The sequence below is a fragment of the Pacificibacter marinus genome (assembly GCF_018860505.1).
GTDB classification, from domain to species: domain Bacteria; phylum Pseudomonadota; class Alphaproteobacteria; order Rhodobacterales; family Rhodobacteraceae; genus Celeribacter; species Celeribacter marinus_B.
Map to the genome: position 1 here is coordinate 46888 of NZ_JAHKPU010000026.1, position 21498 is coordinate 68385.

The following is a 21498-nucleotide window of genomic DNA, read 5'->3' on the forward strand; positions in this document are numbered from 1 at the left end:
GCTATTTAACTACCGGTAAAGTTCTGCCAGACTGCCATTACTCACAAGCACCTCAACGCCCATAAAGGTCCCGATGCTTCATTCAAGATTATTGCGATACCTCGACATGGTCGCACGGACGGGGTCTATTCGGCGAGCAGCCGAGCGCCTCAACATTTCTGCATCCTCGATCAATCGCCAAATTCTCGCACTCGAAGAAGAAATGGGCACGCCTATTTTCGAACGGCTCCCCAAGACCCTGCGACTGACAGCCGTGGGAGAGGTCTTGATCGAACACATTCGCGAAACACTAAAAGAGCACAGCAAAACACAGGACCATATTGAACGATTGCGTGGCAATCATGGCGGTGTCGCGCATGTGTTCGCCACTGAGGGACTGGCCAATGGGGTGTTACTGCCCATCCTAGCAGAGATACGCGACAATCACCCAAGCATATCGATAGACCTCACAATCGCGACACCCGACGTTGTGTCGCAAAAGATGGTATCGGGCGAAGCCGATATTGCCATTGCACAATACCTGCCCGATCACCCGACGATCAACGTGACCGCACGCTTCACCAGCCCTGTGGGAGCGGTCTTTGCCAGCGATCATCCAATCGCGCATACCCCCTCAAAACGTCTGGCAGATTACAGAGATCACGGGATTGTTTTTCCCGATGCCTCACAACGTCTTCATCGCCCGATTGCCGATCAGCTTGCGCGGGCGGGCCTCGACTATAAGCCGCATCATTCATCGAACTCTGTGAGCAATCTCATAGAAATGGCGCGCCATCACGGGGCGATCGCCATTCTTCCCCTTATAGATGTGATCGAAGACCTGCGACGGCGCACATTGGTGTTCGCGCCCTTATCGGCCATTATGCTTCATGCTGAAATAAGTCTTGCAAGGCATGAACGCGGAACCACCAATTCAGCCATTAACATTCTTGAAATAGAGATCCGCAACGCACTGCGCGATATTGAATCTCAAGGCAGCGAAACCGGATCAAAGCGGAGTATCGGCGTTGACGTCTAAAATAGATCTTAGGCACCTGCGTGTGCTGCAAGCTTTGCTTCACGAAAGCAATGTTTCACGCGCGGCTGTCAAACTGGGCTTAAGCCAGCCCGCCATCAGCGCAACACTACGCCAGTTGCGTGATACATTTAATGACCCATTGTTGGTGCGCTCAGGTGCCGCCATGGTACGTACTGAACGTGCGAATGATATATCGATGGCCGTCGACCGCGTTCTAACTGATATCGACCTTTTACTATCTCCACCTGGTGAATTCGACCCCGCCACATCAGATCGCACAATTCGCATCGTCGCTTACTTTGGCCTTGGGTCATTGCTAATTCCGTCATTAATACAGACCATCAATACCGCCTCCCCCAAAGCACGCATTGAAATCATTCAACCCGGAACGCCAGATCAAATCAAACAGCAACTGCATGATGGCGATATTGATCTGGTGATTTCCAGCCGTCAGGATCCTTACCCCAATCTACGGTTTGCCCCCTTGGTCGAGTCGGACATCGCCTGTGTCGTTGCCAACTCACACGAAAAGGCGGGGCAAAACCATCTGACATTGGATGAATACCTAACGCTTGACCACATTTCACCAAGCGCTGCGGCCGTCGTTGCAGGAACGCCGATTGATGGCCAGCTTTTGCAACTTGGCAAATCTAGAAACGTGGTCGCAACCGTGCCCGAATTTGCCCTTGCTCGCCAGATTGTCCCACAATCCAATCTGGTTTTAACCACAGCCCGCCCTTTTGCTGAAGAAATGGCAGCAACGCTATCTGTCACTGTTTTAGAAGCCCCACCAGAGCTTGGCCTGATGAGCGCATGGTTGTTTTGGCACGAAAAATCGCATCATTCTCCCTTTGGCCATTGGTTGCGTCAAACCGTGCGGCACGTAGCGCAAAAGACCCTGCGCATGCCATCATAAGCGCAAAGCCATAACCGCTATAACGTCTGCTGCCTTTCGCGATCTCGGGTGCGCGTGTTTACTGGAACCGAACCGAAACCGGAGACTCCACATGCACAGAGCATTGACCCCAACAGACCTGCCCGCCCCATTCGCACGATATTCACACGGGATGGAAGTAGCGGCCCCTGCACGCTGGGTCTGGTGTTCAGGCCAGCTTGGTATGGACGAAACAGGTTACATTCCCGATAGCACCAAAGCGCAGGCTGCGCTTTGTTTTGAGAATGCGGGCAAGATTCTTGCCGCGGCAGGCATGTCCCCTACGGATGTTGTGCGTGTGAATGCCTATGTCACAGATCGCGCCCATATGACGCCTTATATGGAAGCGCGTGATGCTTTTTTTGATGAGCACATGCCAGCCTCGACCTTGATGATCGTAAGCGGATTTACCCGTCCTGAGTTTACCGTTGAGGTCGAAATCGTTGCCGCGCAGCAGGTGACAGCATGATAAAGCGACGCATTTGGTGGGAAGACTTTTCCACGCGGGATTTCGACACTATTGACCCACAGAATACGATCGCGATGCTGCCCATTGCCGCCACAGAACAGCACGGGCCGCATTTGCCATTGTGCACGGATACAGCACTGACCAAAGGTATGATCGATACCGTTGCAAAAGACTTGCCTGCCGATGTCGATCTGCGTGTTTTGCCCATTCAACGGATTGGAAAATCTGACGAACATCTCTTTGCACGCGGGACGCTAAGCTATGACGCGCATGCTCTGATAGACACATGGATGGCGCTCGGTCATGCGGTGGCGCGCACAGGCATCCGCAAACTTATCATCATGAATTCACATGGTGGCAATGAAGAGATCATGGGCATTGTTGCCCGCGGCTTGCGTGTACAGCATGGCCTTTTTGTTGCCAAAACCAGTTGGCTACGCTTTGGCCATCCCGCTGGGTTGTACGACAGCCACGAACTTAAACACGGGATTCACGGCGGCGATATCGAAACATCTTTGATGCTGCACTTTCGTCCCGATTTGGTTGATATGAAACAGGCGGAAAACTTTGTCTCCCTGAATGCAAAAATCGCCCAATCGAACACATACCTCAATGCCACAGGCCCCCATGGATTCGGCTGGATTGCCGCAGATTTGAACCCCTCGGGTGCCATCGGAAATGCTGCGATTGCCAGCGCGGACAAAGGGGCTGCCAGTGCGAATTGGGCAGCCAAAGGATTTTGCAGCCTGTTGCAAGATATGTTGCAAACCAATCCAGATGACATTTTTTCACCCCAAGAGGCGTGCTTGTGACCCGTTTCAACTCCCCCATGACATTCACCAACGCGCGCGTTCATGCCACCCATTTGGCCACCCATTTGGCGCATCCAACGGGTCCGGCAGATGACGGAGGCTTTCACAAGGTCAATGTGACGCTGCAAGGCGGGAAAATCCGCAAAGTGACGGCTGATGTCCACACTATTGAGGGCGAGACAACCAATCTGGCGGGTCGCATCATCACCCCCACCTTCATCGATTGTCATACCCATTTGGACAAAGGGCACATCTGGCCGCGCCAGCCGAACCCAGATGGCAGTTTTGGTGGCGCGCTTTCGGCTGTCGCGACGGACACGGTGGCAAATTGGTCTGCCGATGACCTGATGGCGAGAATGGATTTCAGCCTACGCTGCGCCTACGCCCATGGCACCAGCGCCCTGCGCACCCACATCGATTCCCAAGCACCACAAGACGGTATTTCATGGCCCGTGTTTGAAACTCTGCGAAAGGCTTGGGCTGGACGCATCACCTTGCAAGCTGTTTGTCTTGTTGGGATCGAAGCCCTGCGCGAAACGGCATCATTTGACGCGCTCGCAAAACGTGTTCAGGCAGCAGGCGGTGTGCTTGGGGCTGTCACATATATGGTCCCCGATATCGAGGCATTGATCGATCAGGCCTTCGCGACAGCCATTCAATACGGGTTGGATCTTGATTTTCATGCCGATGAAACAGGCGACCCCGATGCCGTTTCCTTGCATCTTATCGCTCAAGCCGCACTGCGCCACAGGTTCACAGGCCACATAAACGTCGGCCATTGCTGCTCGCTCGCGCGTCAATCTGGCGACATAGCATCTGGCACCCTTGATCTTGTTGCAAAGGCGGGCCTATCGATCACAACCTTGCCGATGTGCAATCTTTACTTGCAAGACCGCCGCCATGATGGAACCACGCCGCGCTGGCGCGGCACGACCTTGGTTCATGAGATGAAAGCACGCGGCATTAATGTGGCCATCGCCTCAGACAACACCCGCGATCCGTTTTACGCTTACGGCGATCTCGACATGGTCGAAGTGTACCGCATGGCAACGCGGGTTTTACATCTGGACCATCCTGTCGGTCAGTGGCCCGCTGCCATGACTGCCGCCCCCGCCCGTGTGATGGGCATTGCTCCCCCGACCATCGCAGCAGGTGCGCCCGCAGATATGATCATGTTTCGTGCGCGCAGTTGGACCGAGCTTTTGTCGCGTCCGCAAAGCGACCGGATCGTCCTGCGCGACGGCACACAAATTGACACCACCCTTCCCGATTACAGCGACCTCGACGCACTCATGGAGTCCTCAAATGAACATTGAATCCCTAAAGGCCGATCTCGCCGGACTGAACATCATCGACAGCCCAAATTTAGTACGCTTGAAAAGCCGAGATGCCTTTTATTTCTCACCTATTTTGAAACCGGAACTGGACCATGTCATCGCCGATTTGGTGGTCATTCCAGACACAGAAGAAGACATACTGAAAACCATTCGCGCCTGTTTTGCCCATGATGTCCCCATCACGGTGCGCGGCGGCGGTACAGGCAATTACGGCCAAGCCATGCCTTTGTCTGGCGGCGTTGTTCTGGATCTCACCGCGCTGACCGAGATTCGCGAAATCGCTCCGGGACGCGTGGTGGCACAAGCGGGTGCCATTGTATCCGACATCGACAAGGCGACCCGCGCGCATTCTATGCAAGAACTGCGCATGCATCCCTCCACGGCGCATACGGCCACGATTGGCGGATTTGTGGCGGGCGGGTCCTCAGGTATCGGATCGATCCAATGGGGCGGTTTGCGCGATCCGGGCAATATTATCCGCCTGCGCATCATCACGATGGAAGCGGAGCCGCGTATCATCAATTTACACGGCGATGATTTGCAAAAAGTCGCCCATGCTTACGGCACCAATGGGATCATCACAGAAGTCGAGATGCCACTGGCCACCGCTTATGACTGGGTCGATATGATTGTTGAATTCGATGATTTCATTGAAGCGACAAAATACGCCAATGACTTAGGCAGCCAAGATGGCATTCTGACGAAACTGATTTCAGTCATTGCCGCCCCAATTCCATTTCAAACCTTTAAGCGCCATCAAAAATTCATGACCGAGGGCAAACATGTCGTTTTGCTGATGGCCGCCCCTCATGCCATGATGCCCCTTTTGGCCTTCACCGCACATTACCCCGCACATATCGCCTTTCGCAGTGACGAGGTTGATGACCTTAAAGGCATTCCTGCTGTCTTTGAACTCAGCTGGAACCACACCACTTTGCGCGCGATGAAAGTCGCACCTGGCATGACTTATATTCAGTCTCTCTACCCCTACCCCAATCAAGTAGATCTGGTCGCCAAGACCTTCGAGATGTTTGGCGATGAAGTCCCTCATCACCTCGAGTTCCTGCGCTTTGATGGCAATGTCACCTGCTTTGGCCTGTCTATGGTGCGCTATTCCACTGATGCGCGCCTGAATGAAATTATGCGCCAACATGATGAGGCGGGCGTGCCTGTGTTCAACCCGCACCGCTACACTTTGGAAGAAGGCGGGATGAAACAGACTGATGAATTGCAGCTAGCCTTCAAAAAAGAAACCGACCCCAAGGGGTTGCTGAACCCTGGCAAGATGATCGCTTGGGACGACCCCGATTTCGATTATGCGGATGATAAAGTCTATCTTTACCCCGGCATCAAGAAAGCAGCGAGTTAACTCCACAAGGCTCTTGATGCGCGCACCATATTTGAACACCCAACATTCCCTCCCAGTTTGCGACGCAAACTTGGCCAACAGTCAGGCATAATATGAAAGTTACCTTCCAAACCCAAGACGAAAGCAAAACAGTGACGGCTCTGGCCGGTCAATCGCTGATGGAAGTCGCTTTGGCCAATAACATCAATGGCATTGCCGCCGAATGTGGCGGCGGTGCAATTTGCGGCACATGCCATGTTAAAATCTGCGAAAAATGGCAAGACGCCGTCGGTCCAGCCGAAGACTTTGAAGAAGACTTATTGGACTGTCTTCCCGATTTTAGCAGCGCCTCGCGTCTCGCGTGTCAGGTCTTGTTGACCCCTGAATTTGACGGCCTTGAAGTGAACGTGCCAAAGACTGCGAATTAAGCAGCAAAGAGCTGCGTTGTTTTTAAAGATCTCCCTTTCTGTCTTGAGAACATGATACTCGCGGCGCATCCGGTTATTTTCTTGCGCGAGGCTTAAATCCTCGTTCATAGCCACATCTGTGTCCCGATGCGTCGTGATCTTTCGCCTGCACGCGTGAATTCGACGGCTGGCCCTCTTTAAAAATGGGGGATGCCCCGCACAGATGAACACATCCCCTAGCCCGTAACAACGAAACACAATGGGGTTTGACAGCAACGGCCGCAAATCTGATTTTCGCAGCTATAGGCGCATAGGTCTGCTATGCGGATGATACAACGTCATTGTGGAACCCTGCGAAGGCGGTATCATGTCAATTATTACATACATTGATTTTTGCACTTAGAACAAAGGAACACGTTCATGCCATATTATGATGACATTATGGTTCCGGCACATCTACGCCCCTTTGTTCGGCGCATCCTTTGTGCGCAGATACGGGAAACCGTGTCTGAAACGGTTCCCGCGCGTCCGACGGGATTTACCTATATCGGGTGGCTGGCGCAGGGAACGGGTATGGCGACGGCCAATGATCAAGCCTACGATTATGCTTCGGGGGCGGTGCATTTTTCGGGGCAACTGACCACATTTGATACCGAATACACGCTGACAGGCCCCGCCGTGCATTACTTGGCAGAACTGCAAGGCAGTGCGGCGTTCTCCATTCTTGATCGAGACATCGGCGCGCTACGCAACCAAGCCATCATGCTTGGATCAGAGATCACACAACAGCCAACGACACGCGCATTTGAGGCCATTCTTGAACGCCTCACGCAGGATTCGACCGTGATCGTGCCCCCTCAAATCACCGAGGCGCTTCGCCAGATCGAAGCTCGAAACGGTGCCCTTAGCATCGCAGATTTGGCACAGAACCTCGGAATGAGTGACCGACATTTCCACCGTCAATTTCTACGCATTGTCGGAATGCCGCCGAAAACCTTTGCTGTTTGTCAGCGCGTTCTTACGGCGCTCAAGCTGCGTACCCAAACCCCAGATATGCCCATTAGCGATGTGGCCTATGCCGCAGGTTTTGCAGACCAATCGCACCTGACCCGCATGTTCAAACAATATATGCGCACGACCCCTGCGAAAGTTGAAATTGATAGCGATGGCACGCTGCGCAGTCTTGTCGCGAAGGTATAAATCAAGCGTTTGTCCGATTTGTTCAAGAAACGGAGTGCACATGCCGTTAAGCTTGCCCTAGCCAAAGAATAAGGGGCAGATAGATGCTTAAACCCGTTGTCATCCTCATGGGCCTCAGCTTTGCAGCGCCTGTATTTGCGCAATCCTGTGCACCGTTTATGGGCGATCCGCTTGACGGATTCACTCCGCTCGACGCGACCGCATATCTTGATCTGCCCGACAGCAATGTTGTCCGCGTGACATCTCCGATCGAAACGGCAATCACCAACGAAATTGTAGCGGGCAACGTGAGCCGCGCGTCCAAGACATGGTGCCAGATCAGCATTCAGCGCATGATTGTTGATTTCGAAGTGCCGGTTGAAGATGATGCGATCAGCGCAATGATCACCCGTGCGATCTACATTTGGAACGCTCAAGATGATCCAGTGGGCTGGCAAATATCACAGCTTGCGGAGCGCCCGCGCTGTGCGCGCGGGGATGACCCATTCGCGGCTCTATGCCCTTAATTTATTCAATCGAAAGACTTTTTATGAAAATTCGTTATGCTGTAGCCCTATCGTTGTTCCTGCCCGCCACCAGCTTTGCGCAATCCGATGAGCCTTTAGACTCGCCCATGCATGAGGCCGTCGATTTCACGCAACTCAGCAGGTCGGAGTTTATCGACAAGCACGAAGAGGCTCTCAACATTGGATGGGAGCCAAGCATGCAACTTTATGCGCGCGTTGACCCGTCCCTTGCCGAGATTGTGCCGCCGTTTAAGTGGACCGATGACTACGTCGAGACCTACGGGTGCCTCTATGACCACCTCAAAGAACAAGACGCGCTCGGTGAGGCAAATGCGATGTTTTCCAGCATGCAGGCATCTATCGACTACATATACGCGCACCCAGACTTCAGTATACTTACGTTGGCGGAGCACGAGCCATTCATTGATATGCTCCAGCCTAGCGATCTCTATTTAGAGGCATCCATGTCATGCGGCCTTGTCGCTTTGAATGCACAGGCGATGAAGGATAGCGGCCTCTATGACGCGTTTACGGCGTTCATGTCGCAATGACCCAGAAAAGAGATTTTAGAGTGTCAAGTTTTTCCACTGCGATTGCGGCCCTATGCGGGTTGATCCTTGGCGCTCCCGGCGTTGCCGCCCAAGATGTACCCAACCGCCCCGTTTTCTCCGAAGCCTATGTCGTGGATGGCCTGATGGCGGGCATCGCGGAGGCCACGGCGCGCAGCAAAGCGGCCGCCGCAGAGCAGATGACGCGGTTTAGCCAGTATGAGGGCGCGCTCGAAGCCTTTGTGCGCAGCGATCCAATCCTGCAACAGGTCAATTGGCCCTATGGAACGTGCACAGATATGTTGAGCCTTGTGCCGCCGCCCATGGATGGGTGGGGCTTACGCAGCGAGACGCTCGCGGTCCAAACGCCCAACATCACCGACACTTTTGTCGAGGTCAGCTATGTCACTTTTGATGCGTCGGATGACGGTCAGGGTGACGACGTTTACGCCGGCGAGCAAAGTGTAACAATTACGATCAACGCAGACCCTGCCGCGGCTGTCACATTTGGAATTGGGTTTACGGACCCGAATATGCGCGCCGCTTTGTTGACCGATGGCCCCTATGGCTACCCGATCTTGCCTTACGGTGGGCATACCACACTGCTTGGTTCCTACCTCGTTGATGTGACGGGTACAGGCACTGACAACGCCGCGCTCTATTTCGGGCACATGATCCGCTGCGCTATCGACAATGGCCTGATTGCAAAGGGGCTTGACCCTGCAACACTTTCCGAGATGCCGTAGTTTCCAGACTTGGAAATGACATCAACCGCATGACCTAAGAAGGAACTCTTCCATGACACGCCGCACTGCCTGCCTGATGACAGCGAGCTTCCTCGCATTCGCCCCACCCGCACTTGCGCAAAAAGCCGTTGTGCTGTCCGTGTGTCAGGACGGGCTGGAAGGTGGCGCGAGCCAAACCCACGAGGATATGGGGCGTTTCCTGTCGGGCAACTGGGGCATGTCGGCAAATGGCACGGGGCTGACGCTCGGTGTAAATGTGATGAACGTCACACTGTCATGGGACGATGCAAGCGAGACCTTGATGCTGAGCGGACAAGGAATGACCGCGCCGCTGCATCCGATCCGCTACAATCTAAGCGAAGACGGTGACGCACCATTCGACATGTCGATGGAAGCCCTGACGCCAACGGAGATGACCGATGGTGACGCGGAGAGTCTGAATGGTTGTGCAAATTTACCTCGCTATTACTGGCAGGTTAACAGCGGCCCGCAAAAATCTTGGGGCGGTTTCCTGTTCTACGATAACAACAATGCGACGGGCTTTATGGCCAATAGCGCCGGCGGCTCGCGTAATGTGTTTATGTCCCGTTCGACCTCAAGGTGATTTAAGCTACAAGGCAAGTGAAAGCCCCACCAGAACAGGGCGCTCAGAGGAATAAACGCTTTCTTGACGCCACCCTTTCGCACATCGACGGCAGTTTAGGGCGACCCTCGGTGGGCCATGTTCCCCTGCAACCATGCTGCGGCTGATCGTCTGGCGGCAAAAAGGCATGGTTCAGGCGATAGGCCAAATCTATGTATTTTCGAAATTGGTGACCTGATTTTATCCAGTGCAGTGACATATCTACGGCCAATCCGCAGGCACATGGATATAGTCATATCATCAATCTCTCACGCTTCCAGCCCAGCCTTTCTGACGGACAAAAATCGCAACCTTAGCAAATATGCTTATTCTCACCACAAGGGCTGACTTTAACCAATTGTCAGGTGTGAATTATTTAGAGCTCGTGACGGAACGTGAGATTTCTGTCCATTCCGCACTGTCGGCCCCCAGAACACAACTGCCGTCTTGCCTAAGGCTTAGTCGCAAACGGCATTTATTGATCTCGTCCTTGAATTCATGCTCAGGAATCGTTCGGACCATAGCTTCAAGACTGATATAAAAGGCGTTGTCCTTGGGGCTTAATGTGTAAAACACCCATTTCCCGTCTTTTTCGGCCCGCACCAATCCGGCCTTTAACAAAGTCTTTAAATTTCGGGAGACGTTGTAATGTGTCTCACCAAGCACATCCATTGCCTCTGCAACGCAGATGCGCTCGTTGATTTGCAATAATAGCCAGAACAATCGTAAACGGTTGGGCTCGGCGATGGCCTTTAAGGCATCAATATAACGATCATCCATTGTTTTCCCCTATGGCACTTGGTTGCCAAAGTTATCCGAGCGCTTCCCAAACAGCAATGCGTTGGCCTAATCCACAGGGCCACCTGTATGCGCCTCGGCGCTACTTTTTATGAGCGTGGCCAGAAACATTATAACACCGATCAAAAACACCGCCGCAGAATGGCAGGCGTGAAAGATCAATTCGCCTGTGCTGACACCGGAAAACAGGGCTATCCAGAAGAAAGGGCAAAGCAAACCGAGGAGCGCAATATTAGCGCCCATCCGCGCGGATTTCGGCAGTGTCCTTTCCTTCACCACACGCTTAATCGCCCGCCAAAGATGCGTATATGGGCACAGGTTCAAGAGGCTCTTAAGTGTCATGGACATTCATGCTCCTTATTTGATCTCGCTTGAGAGCAACAGGCCAATATGAACCTGTTGCTCTCGCTGCGACCTGCTGTCCCTGCTGTCGATGGCATCATCATGCGATAGCGACAAAGATGCCCCCTCCAATCATCGCAAGTGTCAGCACGGTAACGACGAAGGCCACAACAGCTTTGGGTTTCAGGACTGAGGAGATGATCGCGATCTCCGGCAAGCTGGCGCCAGTGCCCCCGATCAAAAGCGCCATCGCTGGCCCCATGCCCATGCCTTTGGCGATCAACACCTGAAGCAAAGGCAACGCCATTTCAATACGCAGATACAGCGGCACACCGATCCCTGCGGCAATCGGTATCGCAGACCAGCTGTCACTGCCGACATATTTTTCGACCATTTCAGCAGGCAGAAACGCCGCCGATAGGGCGCTAATGACCGCCCCGATAAGGACATAAGGAATGATCCGCTTGAACAACGCCCATGCGAAGGGCATCGAGGCGCGCAGCCGTTTTGCATGTGGCTGGCCTGTGTGTGTCGTAACAGTAGAACCGTCAGAGCACACGATGGGAACCGCCGTATCGCAGCTGGTCACTTGACCGCTATTACAAGAATTTGAAGTTGCAGCAGGCGCCCCCCCACATGCCGTGGCAGCTGCGCTGCCACAAGATGTTGCAGGTGCCGCCATGTCTCGCCGAACGGCATGTTTTAAGGGCGTCATACCAATGAGGTATCCCGAAAGCACAGCCCCACCAAGCGTTATCGCGATATAAATAAGCGTCACCTGCACCCCAAAGGTTGCCAGAATTAGCCCAACCACGACGAAATTGCATAAAGGGGCAGAGATCAAGAAGCCAAAGATCGTCCCCATTGAGGCCCCCATTTCGGCCATCCCCATCACAACAGGCACCATCGATGCGCTGCAAAACGGTGTCAAAGTCCCAAGCAGTGCCCCCATCAAGGGTCCGCGCTTTTCGTGCTTTGCCAATTTCTTTTGGAGTTTTTCTTGCGGGATGTATTCGCGAATGATCCCCGTCACTACGGAAACAACTGCGATAATCACCACGAGTGCGCCACCGACATGTAGAAATTCATTGAGGGCGACAAGCCATGCGCTTTCTTGCATTTTTCAGACCATTCTTTGTTATTAAAAAACATACGCACATACGCGCAAATGTGCACCTAGAGAACAACGACGACCTGTGCAATAATTTTATTAGCTGAAAAGTTCGGATTTCTTGCTAAGACATGAATGATGGAAGCAAAGCACTCAACATTTCCTAAGTGTTGAGCAGGTTCGAACAGCTTGCTGGCAGCTATGATTTCAACAAGAGCAGCCAGTTTCATGGTAATTTAATGAGAACAATCGGCCGTGCGACCCTCTCCAGCACTGCCGTCCCAATGAAAATGTCAGCACTTTCTGATCGGCATTTTGAAGCGGTCTGGCTGGTCCTCTCGACAGCGAGAATGTCAGCTTGATTGAACAATCTTCTAAAGACGGTTGTGCATTCCGATCAGCTCCACCTGACTGTTCACCTGCATCTTCTCGAAAATCTGCTTGAGCCTTTGACGCACGGTGGAGGCTTTGACGCTGAGCAACTCCGCGATCATGTTCGGGGTCTTGCCCGCAACCAGAAGTTCGACCGTGGCGATCTCTGCCGAGGACAGGCCATAAGTCTCGCGCAGACAGCTTTGCTTGAGAGCAGTGGTGTCGCTGCATTCGGTGCGGATCGCACAGACTTTGAAGTGCATAAAGAAGTGCCGCAAATTCGGCGGGATCTGGATGATCAATACGCTGCTACTCTTGGAGGCAATGTTGAACTGGTAGGCACGGCTCATCGAGAGGCCGGGATCACTAGAACACAGCTCCCTGATCTCGCCCCCGAGTGCTGCGCTCATCTCGTCAGGGATCACATTCCCCAGCCGTGCGCGGGTCTGTATCTTGCCGCTGCTGTTGATACTGAAACAGTCCTTGCCATCGACATCGAGCACAAAGACCTCGGACTCCGTGCCTTTGAAAAACTGCGCGAAGGCGGCGATGCGTTTGTGGGCGATCTCGTCGGCCTGCGCCGTGGCCTTGGCAAACATCGCCTGAATGCGCTCGATCTTGGCCACATCTTCGGCGTTGATCGGCGGGTGATCATTATCGAAATGCACCGTCATCGCCCAATAACCGTTGGGCGTCAGGATGCGGATGCAATAATGCACTCCGAAATTCAGCGGATAGAGATAGTCTCGGTAGATCGGGATCATGTCCCGCTCCGCACGGCTCGCAAACACGTCATGATCACAGGCATAGCCGCGTTCCATCATCAGCCCCAGCACCGGCTCGCGCGGATCGTTGCGCACCCAACCTTCGTTGATGTAGCTGGGCAAAGCCTCTTTCATATCCTTGGTGCCGGCCATCCAAGTGCCGCGAAAGAACGGGTCGGTGGCGGGAATAAGCGCCCCCGTTCCTCCCAGAATTTCCACAACAATGTTGAGGGCCGCATCCCAGTATTGCGCGTCTTCGGTTGCCCGGCTCAGCGTGTCTTCAAGCTCTTGGAAAAGGGTGTTCAAAATTGGTCCTTGTGGTCGTGATGCCCCAAACAGGGCAGCGATGCCATTGAAAGAAAAGGAAGATTGCCAGCGGCCCGCCTGCCCCCCTTTCATAACGGGAGGTCCCAACAAAGGACAACGCGTCTCTGGATTCACTGTAGGGGGTTTCTGAACCATTTGGAAAATTTTTCTCACAGATATGTCCCGACAACTCCCGTTTGGTAGTTCGCTTCGGTTTTTTTGCAACATACCCAAGTCCTACCCCCGTACACGCGGGGTCTCCGTTTTTTACGATAGGAACCCCTCATGGCCCGACGTTTCGCAACCGCCACTTTGCGCTGTTTTTTGATGACACTGGCATTGAGCGGCGGTGTGCCCACACTGGCGCTGGCGCAGAACCTCTTGGATAACGGGGATTTTGAAACGGGCACAGTGCCCAACTACGGCGACAATGTCGGTGTGACCTTGCAGGGGTGGATGCGCTCGCACGAAAATCCCGCCCCCACCGCACAGGCAACATATCAGTACCGCGAGCTTTCTGTTGTGAAAGTGGACGGACCCGGGGGGCAGCCGCTGACTTTATACAACAGTCCTTACGGTCAAATCGCCCCCACCAACCTGCCCGAAGAGGATGTGACACACGCGGGCACCCAAACAGACGGGCATTATATCAGGCTCAACACCAAGCATTATTGGAGTGTCCTCGGTCAGCGTTTTAGCGCGCCCCACACGGGATGTATTGCTTTTGGCGGAGCAATCACAGGATCGTATGTCTCAACTGACCTGTTCCGCTTCGGATCGATCAATCCGTTTTTTGGCGGTGTTGCCACAAATCCTGATGCCACCTACGCGATGGACAACACAGTGACAATCGGCAACGACAGCGTTCCGTTTGTGGCCAACCAATGGTCCTTGCTCCAAGATCATTACCCCGTTGATGCAGGCGAACAATACGCATGGGCCTTTGTGCTGCGCCCAGGGTTCACGCTTGACGACGCCTTCGCGCACTACGTGGACAACAGCTATTGTCCGACCATTCAAGCTGGCACGCCCAATGCGCCATCTGCGCCAGCGGTTCCCGCTCTTGCCCCTTCGGATATTTCCCTCACAAAGTCCTGCACGCCAGCCTCCTCAGCCGAACATAACGGTCAGGTCGGGCAGATGTGGGAATGTTCCGTGGATGTCACCGTGCCGAGTGCGCCTTTTGCGGGGTCCTTCAGCATTTCCGATCTCTATACGCCGATTTCGACCACCGCGAGCGAAGTAATTTCAGCCACGTCCGCTTCGGGTGAATTTGATTGCACGACGGGAGCGAGCTGCACCATCGACGGGGTGGATTTTGCTGCCAATGGCACAGATACGCTCGACTTTGCCATCTTTGTCACCAGCACCGAGTTGCAGGATACCTACCCGATGCAGAATTGCGTTGAGGGCAGCTATGACGACGGAACGGGCGCAATTACGCCTGTCGCGGGCAACTGTGTGGACGCGCAATGGATTCCGCGCAGCTCCATCGACAAAAGCTGCGACCCTCTTGAGGCGGACGCATCGGGGTCGATGACGATGAGCTGTCAGATCGATGTGACGGGCACGGACCTTGCGACGGGAAGCTATGTCCTCGCCGCCGATATGTTCGGTGCGCTGCCGCCCATGACCACGACGATCACGGGCACGATGATGAATGTCACCTCGACCGAGCCTTGGTCCTGTGTAGACCAGAACATCAACAACCCCGGCTCAACAGGTGTGTGCGAACTCACAGCCACCGATATGCTGGCCGCAGGCGGGGCGTCGACGATCAATGTCAGCTTCGATTTCACCGCAAGCGCGTCAGAGGGTCAGGTGGTCAATTGTCCCATGACCGACATTCTGCCCGCCTCCTTTATCAGCGCCGCGGGCCAGCGCAGCGCCGCACCCGCCGTGGACGCGCCGCAGTCCAGCACGATTGCGGGCCTGCCCGACAATTGCGTGGTTCTGGACCTGCCCGTATCAGCCGAACCACCCGAATTTTCCTTGAAAAAGGGCTGCCGTTTGGGCGGGGTGCAGGATGGAAACGCCTTTTATGCCTGCACGATCTATATCAGCCAGACAAGCGGCGCGTCGATCACCGATCCGCTGACCTTTGACGAGCTGTTCGCGACCACATCAGGCAGCCCCGCGACGCAATATATGCTCAACATGCAAGGCACTCCCGCCATGCCGAACGGATGGGATTGCCAGCAGCCGCCCTACACCAATGGCGCAAGCTGCACGATTGCCGCCACCGATTTCAACGCCACCCCGAGCCATCGGATTGATGCCTATCTGTCGATCCCGACGAGCGCCTTTGGCGTTGAGGGCTTCGAGAACTGCGCGCAGGTGCGGATCGGGAATCAGGTTGTCGGCGCGGCGGAGTGTGTCGAGGTTGAACAGCCTCCAGTCGAAACCGTCTTTGATGTCTCGAAACAGTGTAAGGAGGCAGGCCCGCGTCAGACATTCGGTTCCTCGGTCTGGTTCCAGCCCTATCAATGCACTCTCACCGTCGTGACCAACGCAGCATTCACGGGGCCGCTGTGGCTCTCGGAAAACCTGTCCTTTGGTCAGAACCCCGGTGCAAGCTCGATCCTGAACATCACCTCTGCTGATCCGTGGACCTGCACCAGCCCGCCTTATGCCCCCGCGGGCCAAGGCACGACGCCAGAGTGCAGCATCGACGGCGCGCAATTTCCCGCCTCGGGACAGTCAACCCTGACCGTTGATCTGATGATGAACGGCGCCATGGACATGTTTGGCGCGCAGAACTGCGTCTCGATCGGTCTAGGCAAAGTGGTCGGAGAAGGCGAACCGCTGGCCAGTGACTGCTTTGAAATTGCCCCGCCACCCACGCCTGAACCAGCCCTCGACATCACCAAGACCTGCGCCCCTGCTGTGCGTGGCGGTGATGGCATTTGGACTGCGGAATGCGAGATCAACGTCCACTTCGAAAACTTCGACACCGCGACCAACCATCAATTCTACATCTATGACGCATTGGGCGGTAATGGCCCGCAAACGCCGCTGACCTCGCTAATGCCGTTCAATGCTATGGGCATGGGCGGTTGGGGACCAACAACAGGCACGCCCGCAGGGTTCAATAACGCAACCGGAATGCTTTTGAACTATCTGCAAGCCGATGGCAGCGCCACGATCACGCAGCCTTATACCGCCACGTTCTCCGGCCCTGCGGGGCAGTTGATCAACGGCGGGCCGATCACGAACTGCGCTTGGGTCACGATCCCAACGCTGTCGCTGCGCGCGCCTGCGGGGCCTGTGGGGGACGAAAAGGTCTGCACGCCGATCACCTTCCCCGCAAGTGCAACAGCAGGAGCCGGAGGCATAGTTGATCCCGCTCTGCCCGACACTCCTGTTGGCCCGATCATTGCCACGGGCAGCATCGGATCAACCCGACCCGACATCGTGCTCCCGCGCCCCGAAGCGCCGACACCCGTGCCCACTGTGCCGCGTCCCATTTTGACTATGGTAAAGGAACAAACTGGAAGCTGTGAACCTGATCGCGTCAGCCAGACCTATGACTGCGGGTTCCGCCTGCGCGTCACCAATACGGGCGACGGGACTTATTTCGGGCCGCTGGTGCTGACCGATACGAGCGGCGCACCGGGGATGGTGTCGGCGCAAGTGGTGTCAGGCAATGGCTGGACCTGTGGCGCGGTGGTGAATGCGGCACTGTCCTGTTCTAATCCCGCGCTCAACCTTGCGCCTAGTGCATCCACCCATATCGACCTGCGTATGACGGTCAACGCGCTACGCAAAGGCGGGACGCTCCAGAATTGCGCGGCGATCGGGGTTCCGATCAACCGCACGGAGCGCGTGGCCCTGATCCAGAAACTCATGAATGATCGCGGTCTCAACGCTGGGCCTGTTGATGGCAAAGCGGGGCAAAAGACCTACACCGCCCTAAGCAAGCTGCGCAGCGATCTTGGCCTGCCTGACAGCCGCGAGTTTGACGATGAGTTGTTCGAGGCGCTTGGCCTTTCCCTGCAAGACAAGGGTGCGGTCTCATGTGTCACCGCCACGCTTCCCGCCATGCCCGCGCCGCCTCTGCGTTGCGATGCGGTCAGCACGGTGCAACAGGGTGAAAGCTGTGCCTGTCGCTATCCTAACATGACCACCAGCAGCGCCACCTCCTGCCAATGCGTCAAAGGGTTTGAGTTGATCAAAGGCAAGGGCTGCGTCGAGGTCATCACCGAAACACCTGCGTCCGTGCCTGAACCCGCGCTACAATGTGACCTGCACTCGACCTATGAACGCGGTGACATCTGCGCCTGTATCGACCATGAAAACGCCAAAAATATCTCGGCCACGCAATGCGGTTGCACCAATGGCCTGCCGATGATCAACGGCAAATGTATCCCTGTTATGATCAAGCCGAAAGTCCCCACCAAAGGCGAGGAGAGCGACGGAAAATGCAAAATCAGGCTCAATGGAATTTGCATTAAATAACAGTATCTTAAATAAATTCATCCCCATGCTATCCAATAACACTGGGTTGATATCGCTTTATTTCCCTCAATCGGGGATGACAGTCAGGCCGAAACGATCCGGAGCAAACGCGACAGAACGCGGTCGGACACCACGGTTAGGCATTGATATAAAAAGGACAGAACCATGACTTCAAGACGCAGATTTTTACTCGGCGCAGCGGCCATCGGGACGAGCATGATGGCGGGGTTTTCTCCCGCGTTAGCCATTGGCGGCAATGATCCGATTCCGGGCATCGATATTATCATTAAGAAAAATCCCGGTAGTAAGCCGATCAATCCGTATTCCCTCACGGGCAGCGAGATCAAAATGCTCAACACGCTTAAAGGCGCGGACCGTCCGGCTTTTGTTCTGAAAACCGTCGCCAAACACATCGGTGAGGATGCAGAATTCGTGACCTCCGGCATGAAGGCGTTAAGCGATATCTGGTGTGGACCTTGCAAGATGGTCAACGATATTTCTGTGAAATTTCCAGTTGGTGAAGCCACCTACATGCTGGACCTGCACATTCACGGGGAAGGCACCGCACCGTCCAAACCGCTCTCCGATGCTCTGAAGCGCGATTGATTGATACTCGACAAGCATCTGACCACCGAAATAGTTTCAACAAGGAAAATACTATGACCCTTTTCACCACAAAGAACATTCTCGCCGCGGCCACACTTGGTCTCATCCTGCCGCTGTCTGCACAGGCACGCCCCTTTGACGTATGCTATGCTGACACAGGCGATGCGATCGGCTGCTGGCTCTCGGAAAAGCTCGGCGGGGATTATATCCACTTCGGCGACCCCGATACGCCTGAAGAAAGTGCCGAAGTGCAAACCCTCAGAGCAGAGGGATACATGAAACTCGACCCTGTCAAAGGCGAGGTGGTCGAGAAGAAGGCAGAAGCCATGAAGCTAAGCGCGATCAAAGGCGAGGCAAAGGCGCGTGATGTAAAAGACGATGGAGCCAAACACGTTAAGGTCTGTGAAACTGGTAAGATCATCGAGATGATCAAAGGGAAAGTCCCCGCCGAGAAGATCGCGGCAAACTGCTACAAATAACATGACAGAGCGCGGCCCGCGTATAAAAGCGGGTCGCTCTCTACCTATTCTTTTCAATTCGAGGTTTTCCACATGTCCCGTCTCTTTCCCGCTGCGCATCTATCGCTTTTCGCCATTGGTCTGACCGTTTCCACCTTGGGGGCTTCCGCCGAGATGATGGAGGTTGTCGGCATTGCGGATGGCGACACATTGAACGTCCGCCAAGGCCCGAATGCGTCCTCAGCCGATATTGGCGATCTGGAGGAGCAAACGATGATCGAGGTCTTGGGGCGGAACTTTGCGCAGACATGGGCGCAGATCCAATATGGCGACCAACTGGGCTGGGTCTCGACGGCCTATCTCGCCTCCTCCGCACCGCCCCCTGCGGTGATCGGTGCCAATGTCGTGACAGGCATTGCCGCAGACGATCCTGACGGCGGGTTGGTGGTGCGCGGTGGAGCGGGCATGGACTTTGCTGCCATCGGCGCGCTGCGCAACGAGACCTTGGTGCATGTCATCCAGATGGCCGAAGGTGGAACATGGGCGATGATCGGCTTCGGTGACAATGTGGGCTGGGTCAGCACGGCTTATCTGACGGCGGCGAACACCCTGCCCGCCCCGAGCGACGGCGTTGATCCGCATATCGCCCCCGATGGTGGCCCCCTGCCTGCTGTCTTTACCGTAACGGGCGTGGCCACAGGCGACCAGCTTTGGGTCCGCGATGCGCCAATCGTGACTGGCGCACGGCTCGGCGGGCTTTCTCCCAACTCAATCGTCAGCATCAACGGGCGGGCGTCCGAGGACTGGGGCCAGATCACACTCAACGGTCAGATCGGCTATGTCCACATGGACTACCTCACCCGCGCCTCCGAGAGCGGTGGCAACACGACGGTGAATGGCTTTCCCCTTGGCCTGACCTGTCGCGGAACAGAGCCGTTCTGGACCCTGACCATCGCAGAGGATCGCACGGTGGAATATACCTCGCTCATCGATGGCGCGGACCCGATCACTTCGCTGACGCAAACGACACCCGCCATCGGCGGCGGCTATCCCTACACCTTCGGAGCACAGCGCTATTCGGGTACGCTTGATCAGGCGGCCTGTTCCGATGGCATGTCCGACATCAATTATTCTATGTCCGTCATTCTTACCCGCGCACTCAGCGGCGGGGAAACGGAAACGCTCTACGGGTGCTGCAACGTCGAATAGAACCGTGTGGACGCGGCACTTTACGCAAGCAGAACCTTGCGGCGCTGGCTTTTGGACAGATGGGTCGGACCTGAAATCCTACCAAGTGACATCTTGCAACGCGCCCCTATCCGTTCGTTACGTGAACGCCCTGCAGCCTTAAAGGCCATTGCGTTTCTCGTAGACGCTGGCTGGCTTATCCCACTTGAGGCAGGCACAAAAGTGCGCGGCAAGTGCCGCAAGGCAGCTTATCAGATCGTGAAAGGCTAAGCCCAACGAACGCTAGCCGCCCTCGCGCTGGGCGGTTAGCATAAATAGCACGATTAGCACGACGGCGGATTCAATATTGCGCATCGCATCAACATAGAGCAACCTCATTTGGCACTTATCCCAATGGAAGCTTGAGCAATGCCACTGCCGAAATACTTACCTGCCGAAGAAAATCCTTGGTACCTTCTGGCAACAGCATACGGAACACAGAAGGGAAGCAGGTCAAGGCTAAGAATGCAAGAATTTGGAATGGGCGACTGGCGGAAATTACCTCAGTAAACGGCCAGGCCATGAACCACTATCAGATAAGGAAAAACAAGTTCTAGTAGCTAGGTTCGAAAACGCAGGTTTGTGTGAAAACGACATTCCAATCCTTGACCAAGCAATTAATCTCAGTGGTACTATTTTTCCAATCAAATTCACCATGAAAGGCTTTCATCTTACGCCAAAAAACATGCTTAGAGTGAAAAATTGTTTATTTATAGGAGACGCTATGTTTTCTAATATAGCACCGTCCCAAATGAACTTCTCTGGGACTGAGTTTCAACAGAATGCTTATTTCACCAACATCACCATTGGTGGTATGTTCGGTGAAAATTCACATAATTTCGAAAATGCTATATTCAAAAAGAATGCTATTTTTGAATCTTCTGTATTGAACTCTGCAAACTTCGCTTCCGCAAGCTTCGAAGGCACGGTAGACTTCCAAAGCACCTCGTTCATAGGTATTCCTCCCGACTTTCGAAACACAAAAGTAACTGGAGATGTAAGGTTTTCTTTAGATTATTCAAAATGGCCTAATCCAAAGGATCTATCCGACAGAAAATCTCAGAATTATCGCCCGCATTGGATTGCAAATTGTCTGACGTCAGCACCCG

Annotated in this window: 22 protein-coding genes and 1 pseudogene; 18 read left to right on the forward strand and 5 right to left on the reverse strand. The window is 54.5% G+C overall.

What is annotated here, in order from left to right:
- Positions 1 to 73: 73 nt before the first annotated feature.
- The 7 genes from KO503_RS09710 to KO503_RS09740 all read left to right on the forward strand — a co-directional run bounded on the left by KO503_RS09710 (position 74) and on the right by KO503_RS09740 (position 6346).
- Complete coding sequence (locus KO503_RS09710; protein ID WP_215991359.1) at positions 74 to 1018, forward strand: LysR family transcriptional regulator; 945 nt, start codon at positions 74 to 76, stop codon at positions 1016 to 1018.
- Positions 1008 to 1934 carry a LysR family transcriptional regulator gene (locus tag KO503_RS09715; RefSeq protein ID WP_290122930.1) on the forward strand — a complete coding sequence of 309 codons (927 nt, stop codon included), beginning with the start codon at positions 1008 to 1010 and terminating at the stop codon, positions 1932 to 1934. The genes KO503_RS09710 and KO503_RS09715 overlap by 11 nt, the downstream gene beginning before the upstream one ends.
- Positions 1935 to 2025: 91 nt before the next feature.
- Positions 2026 to 2421 carry a RidA family protein gene (locus tag KO503_RS09720; RefSeq protein WP_215991361.1) on the forward strand — a complete coding sequence of 132 codons (396 nt, stop codon included), beginning with the start codon at positions 2026 to 2028 and terminating at the stop codon, positions 2419 to 2421.
- A complete protein-coding gene (locus KO503_RS09725; RefSeq protein ID WP_252731025.1) occupies positions 2418 to 3233 on the forward strand; it encodes a creatininase family protein in 816 nt (271 codons plus the stop codon). Before KO503_RS09720 ends, KO503_RS09725 begins: the two co-directional genes overlap by 4 nt.
- Entirely contained in the window at positions 3230 to 4549 is a 1320-nt protein-coding gene (locus KO503_RS09730) for a cytosine deaminase (RefSeq protein ID WP_303506593.1), read from the forward strand. Before KO503_RS09725 ends, KO503_RS09730 begins: the two co-directional genes overlap by 4 nt.
- A complete protein-coding gene (locus KO503_RS09735; RefSeq protein ID WP_215991362.1) occupies positions 4539 to 5939 on the forward strand; it encodes an FAD-binding oxidoreductase in 1401 nt (466 codons plus the stop codon). Before KO503_RS09730 ends, KO503_RS09735 begins: the two co-directional genes overlap by 11 nt.
- A 92-nt stretch (positions 5940 to 6031) precedes the next feature.
- Positions 6032 to 6346: a 2Fe-2S iron-sulfur cluster-binding protein gene (locus KO503_RS09740; protein WP_215991363.1), complete on the forward strand. Its 315-nt coding sequence runs from the start codon at positions 6032 to 6034 to the stop codon at positions 6344 to 6346.
- On the opposite strand, the pseudogene KO503_RS17785 reads toward KO503_RS09740, so the two are convergent.
- A pseudogene (locus tag KO503_RS17785) lies at positions 6347 to 6484 on the reverse strand (IS3 family transposase); the annotation flags it as partial.
- Between the two features lie 261 nt (positions 6485 to 6745).
- On the opposite strand from KO503_RS17785, the gene KO503_RS09745 reads away from it, so the two are divergent.
- The 5 genes from KO503_RS09745 (at position 6746) to KO503_RS09765 (ending at position 9929) form a co-directional block, all read left to right on the forward strand.
- Complete coding sequence (locus tag KO503_RS09745) at positions 6746 to 7525, forward strand: helix-turn-helix domain-containing protein (RefSeq protein WP_215991364.1); 780 nt, start codon at positions 6746 to 6748, stop codon at positions 7523 to 7525.
- Positions 7526 to 7608: 83 nt separating this feature from the next.
- Entirely contained in the window at positions 7609 to 8031 is a 423-nt protein-coding gene (locus KO503_RS09750; RefSeq protein WP_215991365.1) for a hypothetical protein, read from the forward strand.
- 23 nt (positions 8032 to 8054) lie between these two features.
- Positions 8055 to 8582 carry a hypothetical protein gene (locus KO503_RS09755; protein ID WP_215991366.1) on the forward strand — a complete coding sequence of 176 codons (528 nt, stop codon included), beginning with the start codon at positions 8055 to 8057 and terminating at the stop codon, positions 8580 to 8582.
- 20 nt (positions 8583 to 8602) lie between these two features.
- A complete protein-coding gene (locus KO503_RS09760) occupies positions 8603 to 9325 on the forward strand; it encodes a hypothetical protein (RefSeq protein ID WP_215991367.1) in 723 nt (240 codons plus the stop codon).
- Between the two features lie 52 nt (positions 9326 to 9377).
- Entirely contained in the window at positions 9378 to 9929 is a 552-nt protein-coding gene (locus KO503_RS09765; protein ID WP_215991368.1) for a hypothetical protein, read from the forward strand.
- Between the two features lie 390 nt (positions 9930 to 10319).
- Here KO503_RS09765 and KO503_RS09770 read toward each other — a convergent pair whose 3' ends face one another.
- From KO503_RS09770 to KO503_RS09785, 4 genes are all read right to left on the reverse strand, one after another.
- Complete coding sequence (locus tag KO503_RS09770; protein ID WP_215991369.1) at positions 10320 to 10727, reverse strand: ArsR/SmtB family transcription factor; 408 nt, start codon at positions 10725 to 10727, stop codon at positions 10320 to 10322.
- A 66-nt stretch (positions 10728 to 10793) separates the two neighbouring features.
- Positions 10794 to 11093, reverse strand: coding sequence for a hypothetical protein (locus KO503_RS09775; RefSeq protein WP_215991370.1), 300 nt, complete (start codon positions 11091 to 11093; stop codon positions 10794 to 10796).
- A 94-nt stretch (positions 11094 to 11187) separates the two neighbouring features.
- The gene (locus KO503_RS09780; RefSeq protein ID WP_215991371.1) at positions 11188 to 12207 is read right to left on the reverse strand and encodes a permease; all 1020 of its coding nucleotides are present in this window, start codon (positions 12205 to 12207) and stop codon (positions 11188 to 11190) included.
- A 365-nt stretch (positions 12208 to 12572) separates the two neighbouring features.
- Positions 12573 to 13640, reverse strand: coding sequence for a helix-turn-helix transcriptional regulator (locus KO503_RS09785; RefSeq protein ID WP_215991372.1), 1068 nt, complete (start codon positions 13638 to 13640; stop codon positions 12573 to 12575).
- Positions 13641 to 13925: 285 nt separating this feature from the next.
- Here KO503_RS09785 and KO503_RS09790 point away from each other — a divergent pair, with 285 nt between their 5' ends.
- The 6 genes from KO503_RS09790 to KO503_RS09815 all read left to right on the forward strand — a co-directional run.
- Positions 13926 to 18098, forward strand: a complete 4173-nt coding sequence (locus tag KO503_RS09790) for a peptidoglycan-binding domain-containing protein (RefSeq protein ID WP_215991373.1) — start codon at positions 13926 to 13928, stop codon at positions 18096 to 18098.
- 165 nt (positions 18099 to 18263) lie between these two features.
- Positions 18264 to 18704 (forward strand): hypothetical protein, encoded by a 441-nt coding sequence (locus KO503_RS09795; protein ID WP_215991374.1) that lies wholly within the window; start codon positions 18264 to 18266, stop codon positions 18702 to 18704.
- A gap of 53 nt (positions 18705 to 18757) precedes the next feature.
- Entirely contained in the window at positions 18758 to 19183 is a 426-nt protein-coding gene (locus KO503_RS09800; RefSeq protein WP_215991375.1) for a hypothetical protein, read from the forward strand.
- Between the two features lie 72 nt (positions 19184 to 19255).
- Complete coding sequence (locus KO503_RS09805; protein WP_215991376.1) at positions 19256 to 20371, forward strand: SH3 domain-containing protein; 1116 nt, start codon at positions 19256 to 19258, stop codon at positions 20369 to 20371.
- Positions 20372 to 20422: 51 nt separating this feature from the next.
- On the forward strand, positions 20423 to 20620 hold the full coding sequence (locus tag KO503_RS09810) for a hypothetical protein (protein WP_215991377.1): 198 nt from the start codon (positions 20423 to 20425) through the stop codon (positions 20618 to 20620).
- Positions 20621 to 20864: 244 nt separating this feature from the next.
- A partial coding sequence (locus KO503_RS09815) for a pentapeptide repeat-containing protein (protein WP_215991378.1) occupies positions 20865 to 21498 on the forward strand: 634 nt, incomplete at its 3' end.

Excerpts from the sequence above, each read along its gene's own strand:
- KO503_RS09740 (WP_215991363.1), top strand. The coding sequence starts at position 6,032 with ATGAAAGTTACCTTCCAAACCCAAGACGAAAGCAAAACAGTGACGGCT.
- KO503_RS09790 (WP_215991373.1), top strand. The coding sequence starts at position 13,926 with ATGGCCCGACGTTTCGCAACCGCCACTTTGCGCTGTTTTTTGATGACA.
- KO503_RS09765 (WP_215991368.1), top strand. The coding sequence starts at position 9,378 with ATGACACGCCGCACTGCCTGCCTGATGACAGCGAGCTTCCTCGCATTC.
- KO503_RS09780 (WP_215991371.1), bottom strand. The coding sequence starts at position 12,207 with ATGCAAGAAAGCGCATGGCTTGTCGCCCTCAATGAATTTCTACATGTC.
- KO503_RS09770 (WP_215991369.1), bottom strand. The coding sequence starts at position 10,727 with ATGGATGATCGTTATATTGATGCCTTAAAGGCCATCGCCGAGCCCAAC.
- KO503_RS09745 (WP_215991364.1), top strand. The coding sequence starts at position 6,746 with ATGCCATATTATGATGACATTATGGTTCCGGCACATCTACGCCCCTTT.
- KO503_RS09800 (WP_215991375.1), top strand. The coding sequence starts at position 18,758 with ATGACCCTTTTCACCACAAAGAACATTCTCGCCGCGGCCACACTTGGT.
- KO503_RS09805 (WP_215991376.1), top strand. The coding sequence starts at position 19,256 with ATGTCCCGTCTCTTTCCCGCTGCGCATCTATCGCTTTTCGCCATTGGT.
- KO503_RS09725 (WP_252731025.1), top strand. The coding sequence starts at position 2,418 with ATGATAAAGCGACGCATTTGGTGGGAAGACTTTTCCACGCGGGATTTC.
- KO503_RS09720 (WP_215991361.1), top strand. The coding sequence starts at position 2,026 with ATGCACAGAGCATTGACCCCAACAGACCTGCCCGCCCCATTCGCACGA.
- KO503_RS09710 (WP_215991359.1), top strand. The coding sequence starts at position 74 with ATGCTTCATTCAAGATTATTGCGATACCTCGACATGGTCGCACGGACG.
- KO503_RS09795 (WP_215991374.1), top strand. The coding sequence starts at position 18,264 with ATGACTTCAAGACGCAGATTTTTACTCGGCGCAGCGGCCATCGGGACG.
- KO503_RS09755 (WP_215991366.1), top strand. The coding sequence starts at position 8,055 with ATGAAAATTCGTTATGCTGTAGCCCTATCGTTGTTCCTGCCCGCCACC.
- KO503_RS09735 (WP_215991362.1), top strand. The coding sequence starts at position 4,539 with ATGAACATTGAATCCCTAAAGGCCGATCTCGCCGGACTGAACATCATC.
- KO503_RS09750 (WP_215991365.1), top strand. The coding sequence starts at position 7,609 with ATGCTTAAACCCGTTGTCATCCTCATGGGCCTCAGCTTTGCAGCGCCT.
- KO503_RS09775 (WP_215991370.1), bottom strand. The coding sequence starts at position 11,093 with ATGTCCATGACACTTAAGAGCCTCTTGAACCTGTGCCCATATACGCAT.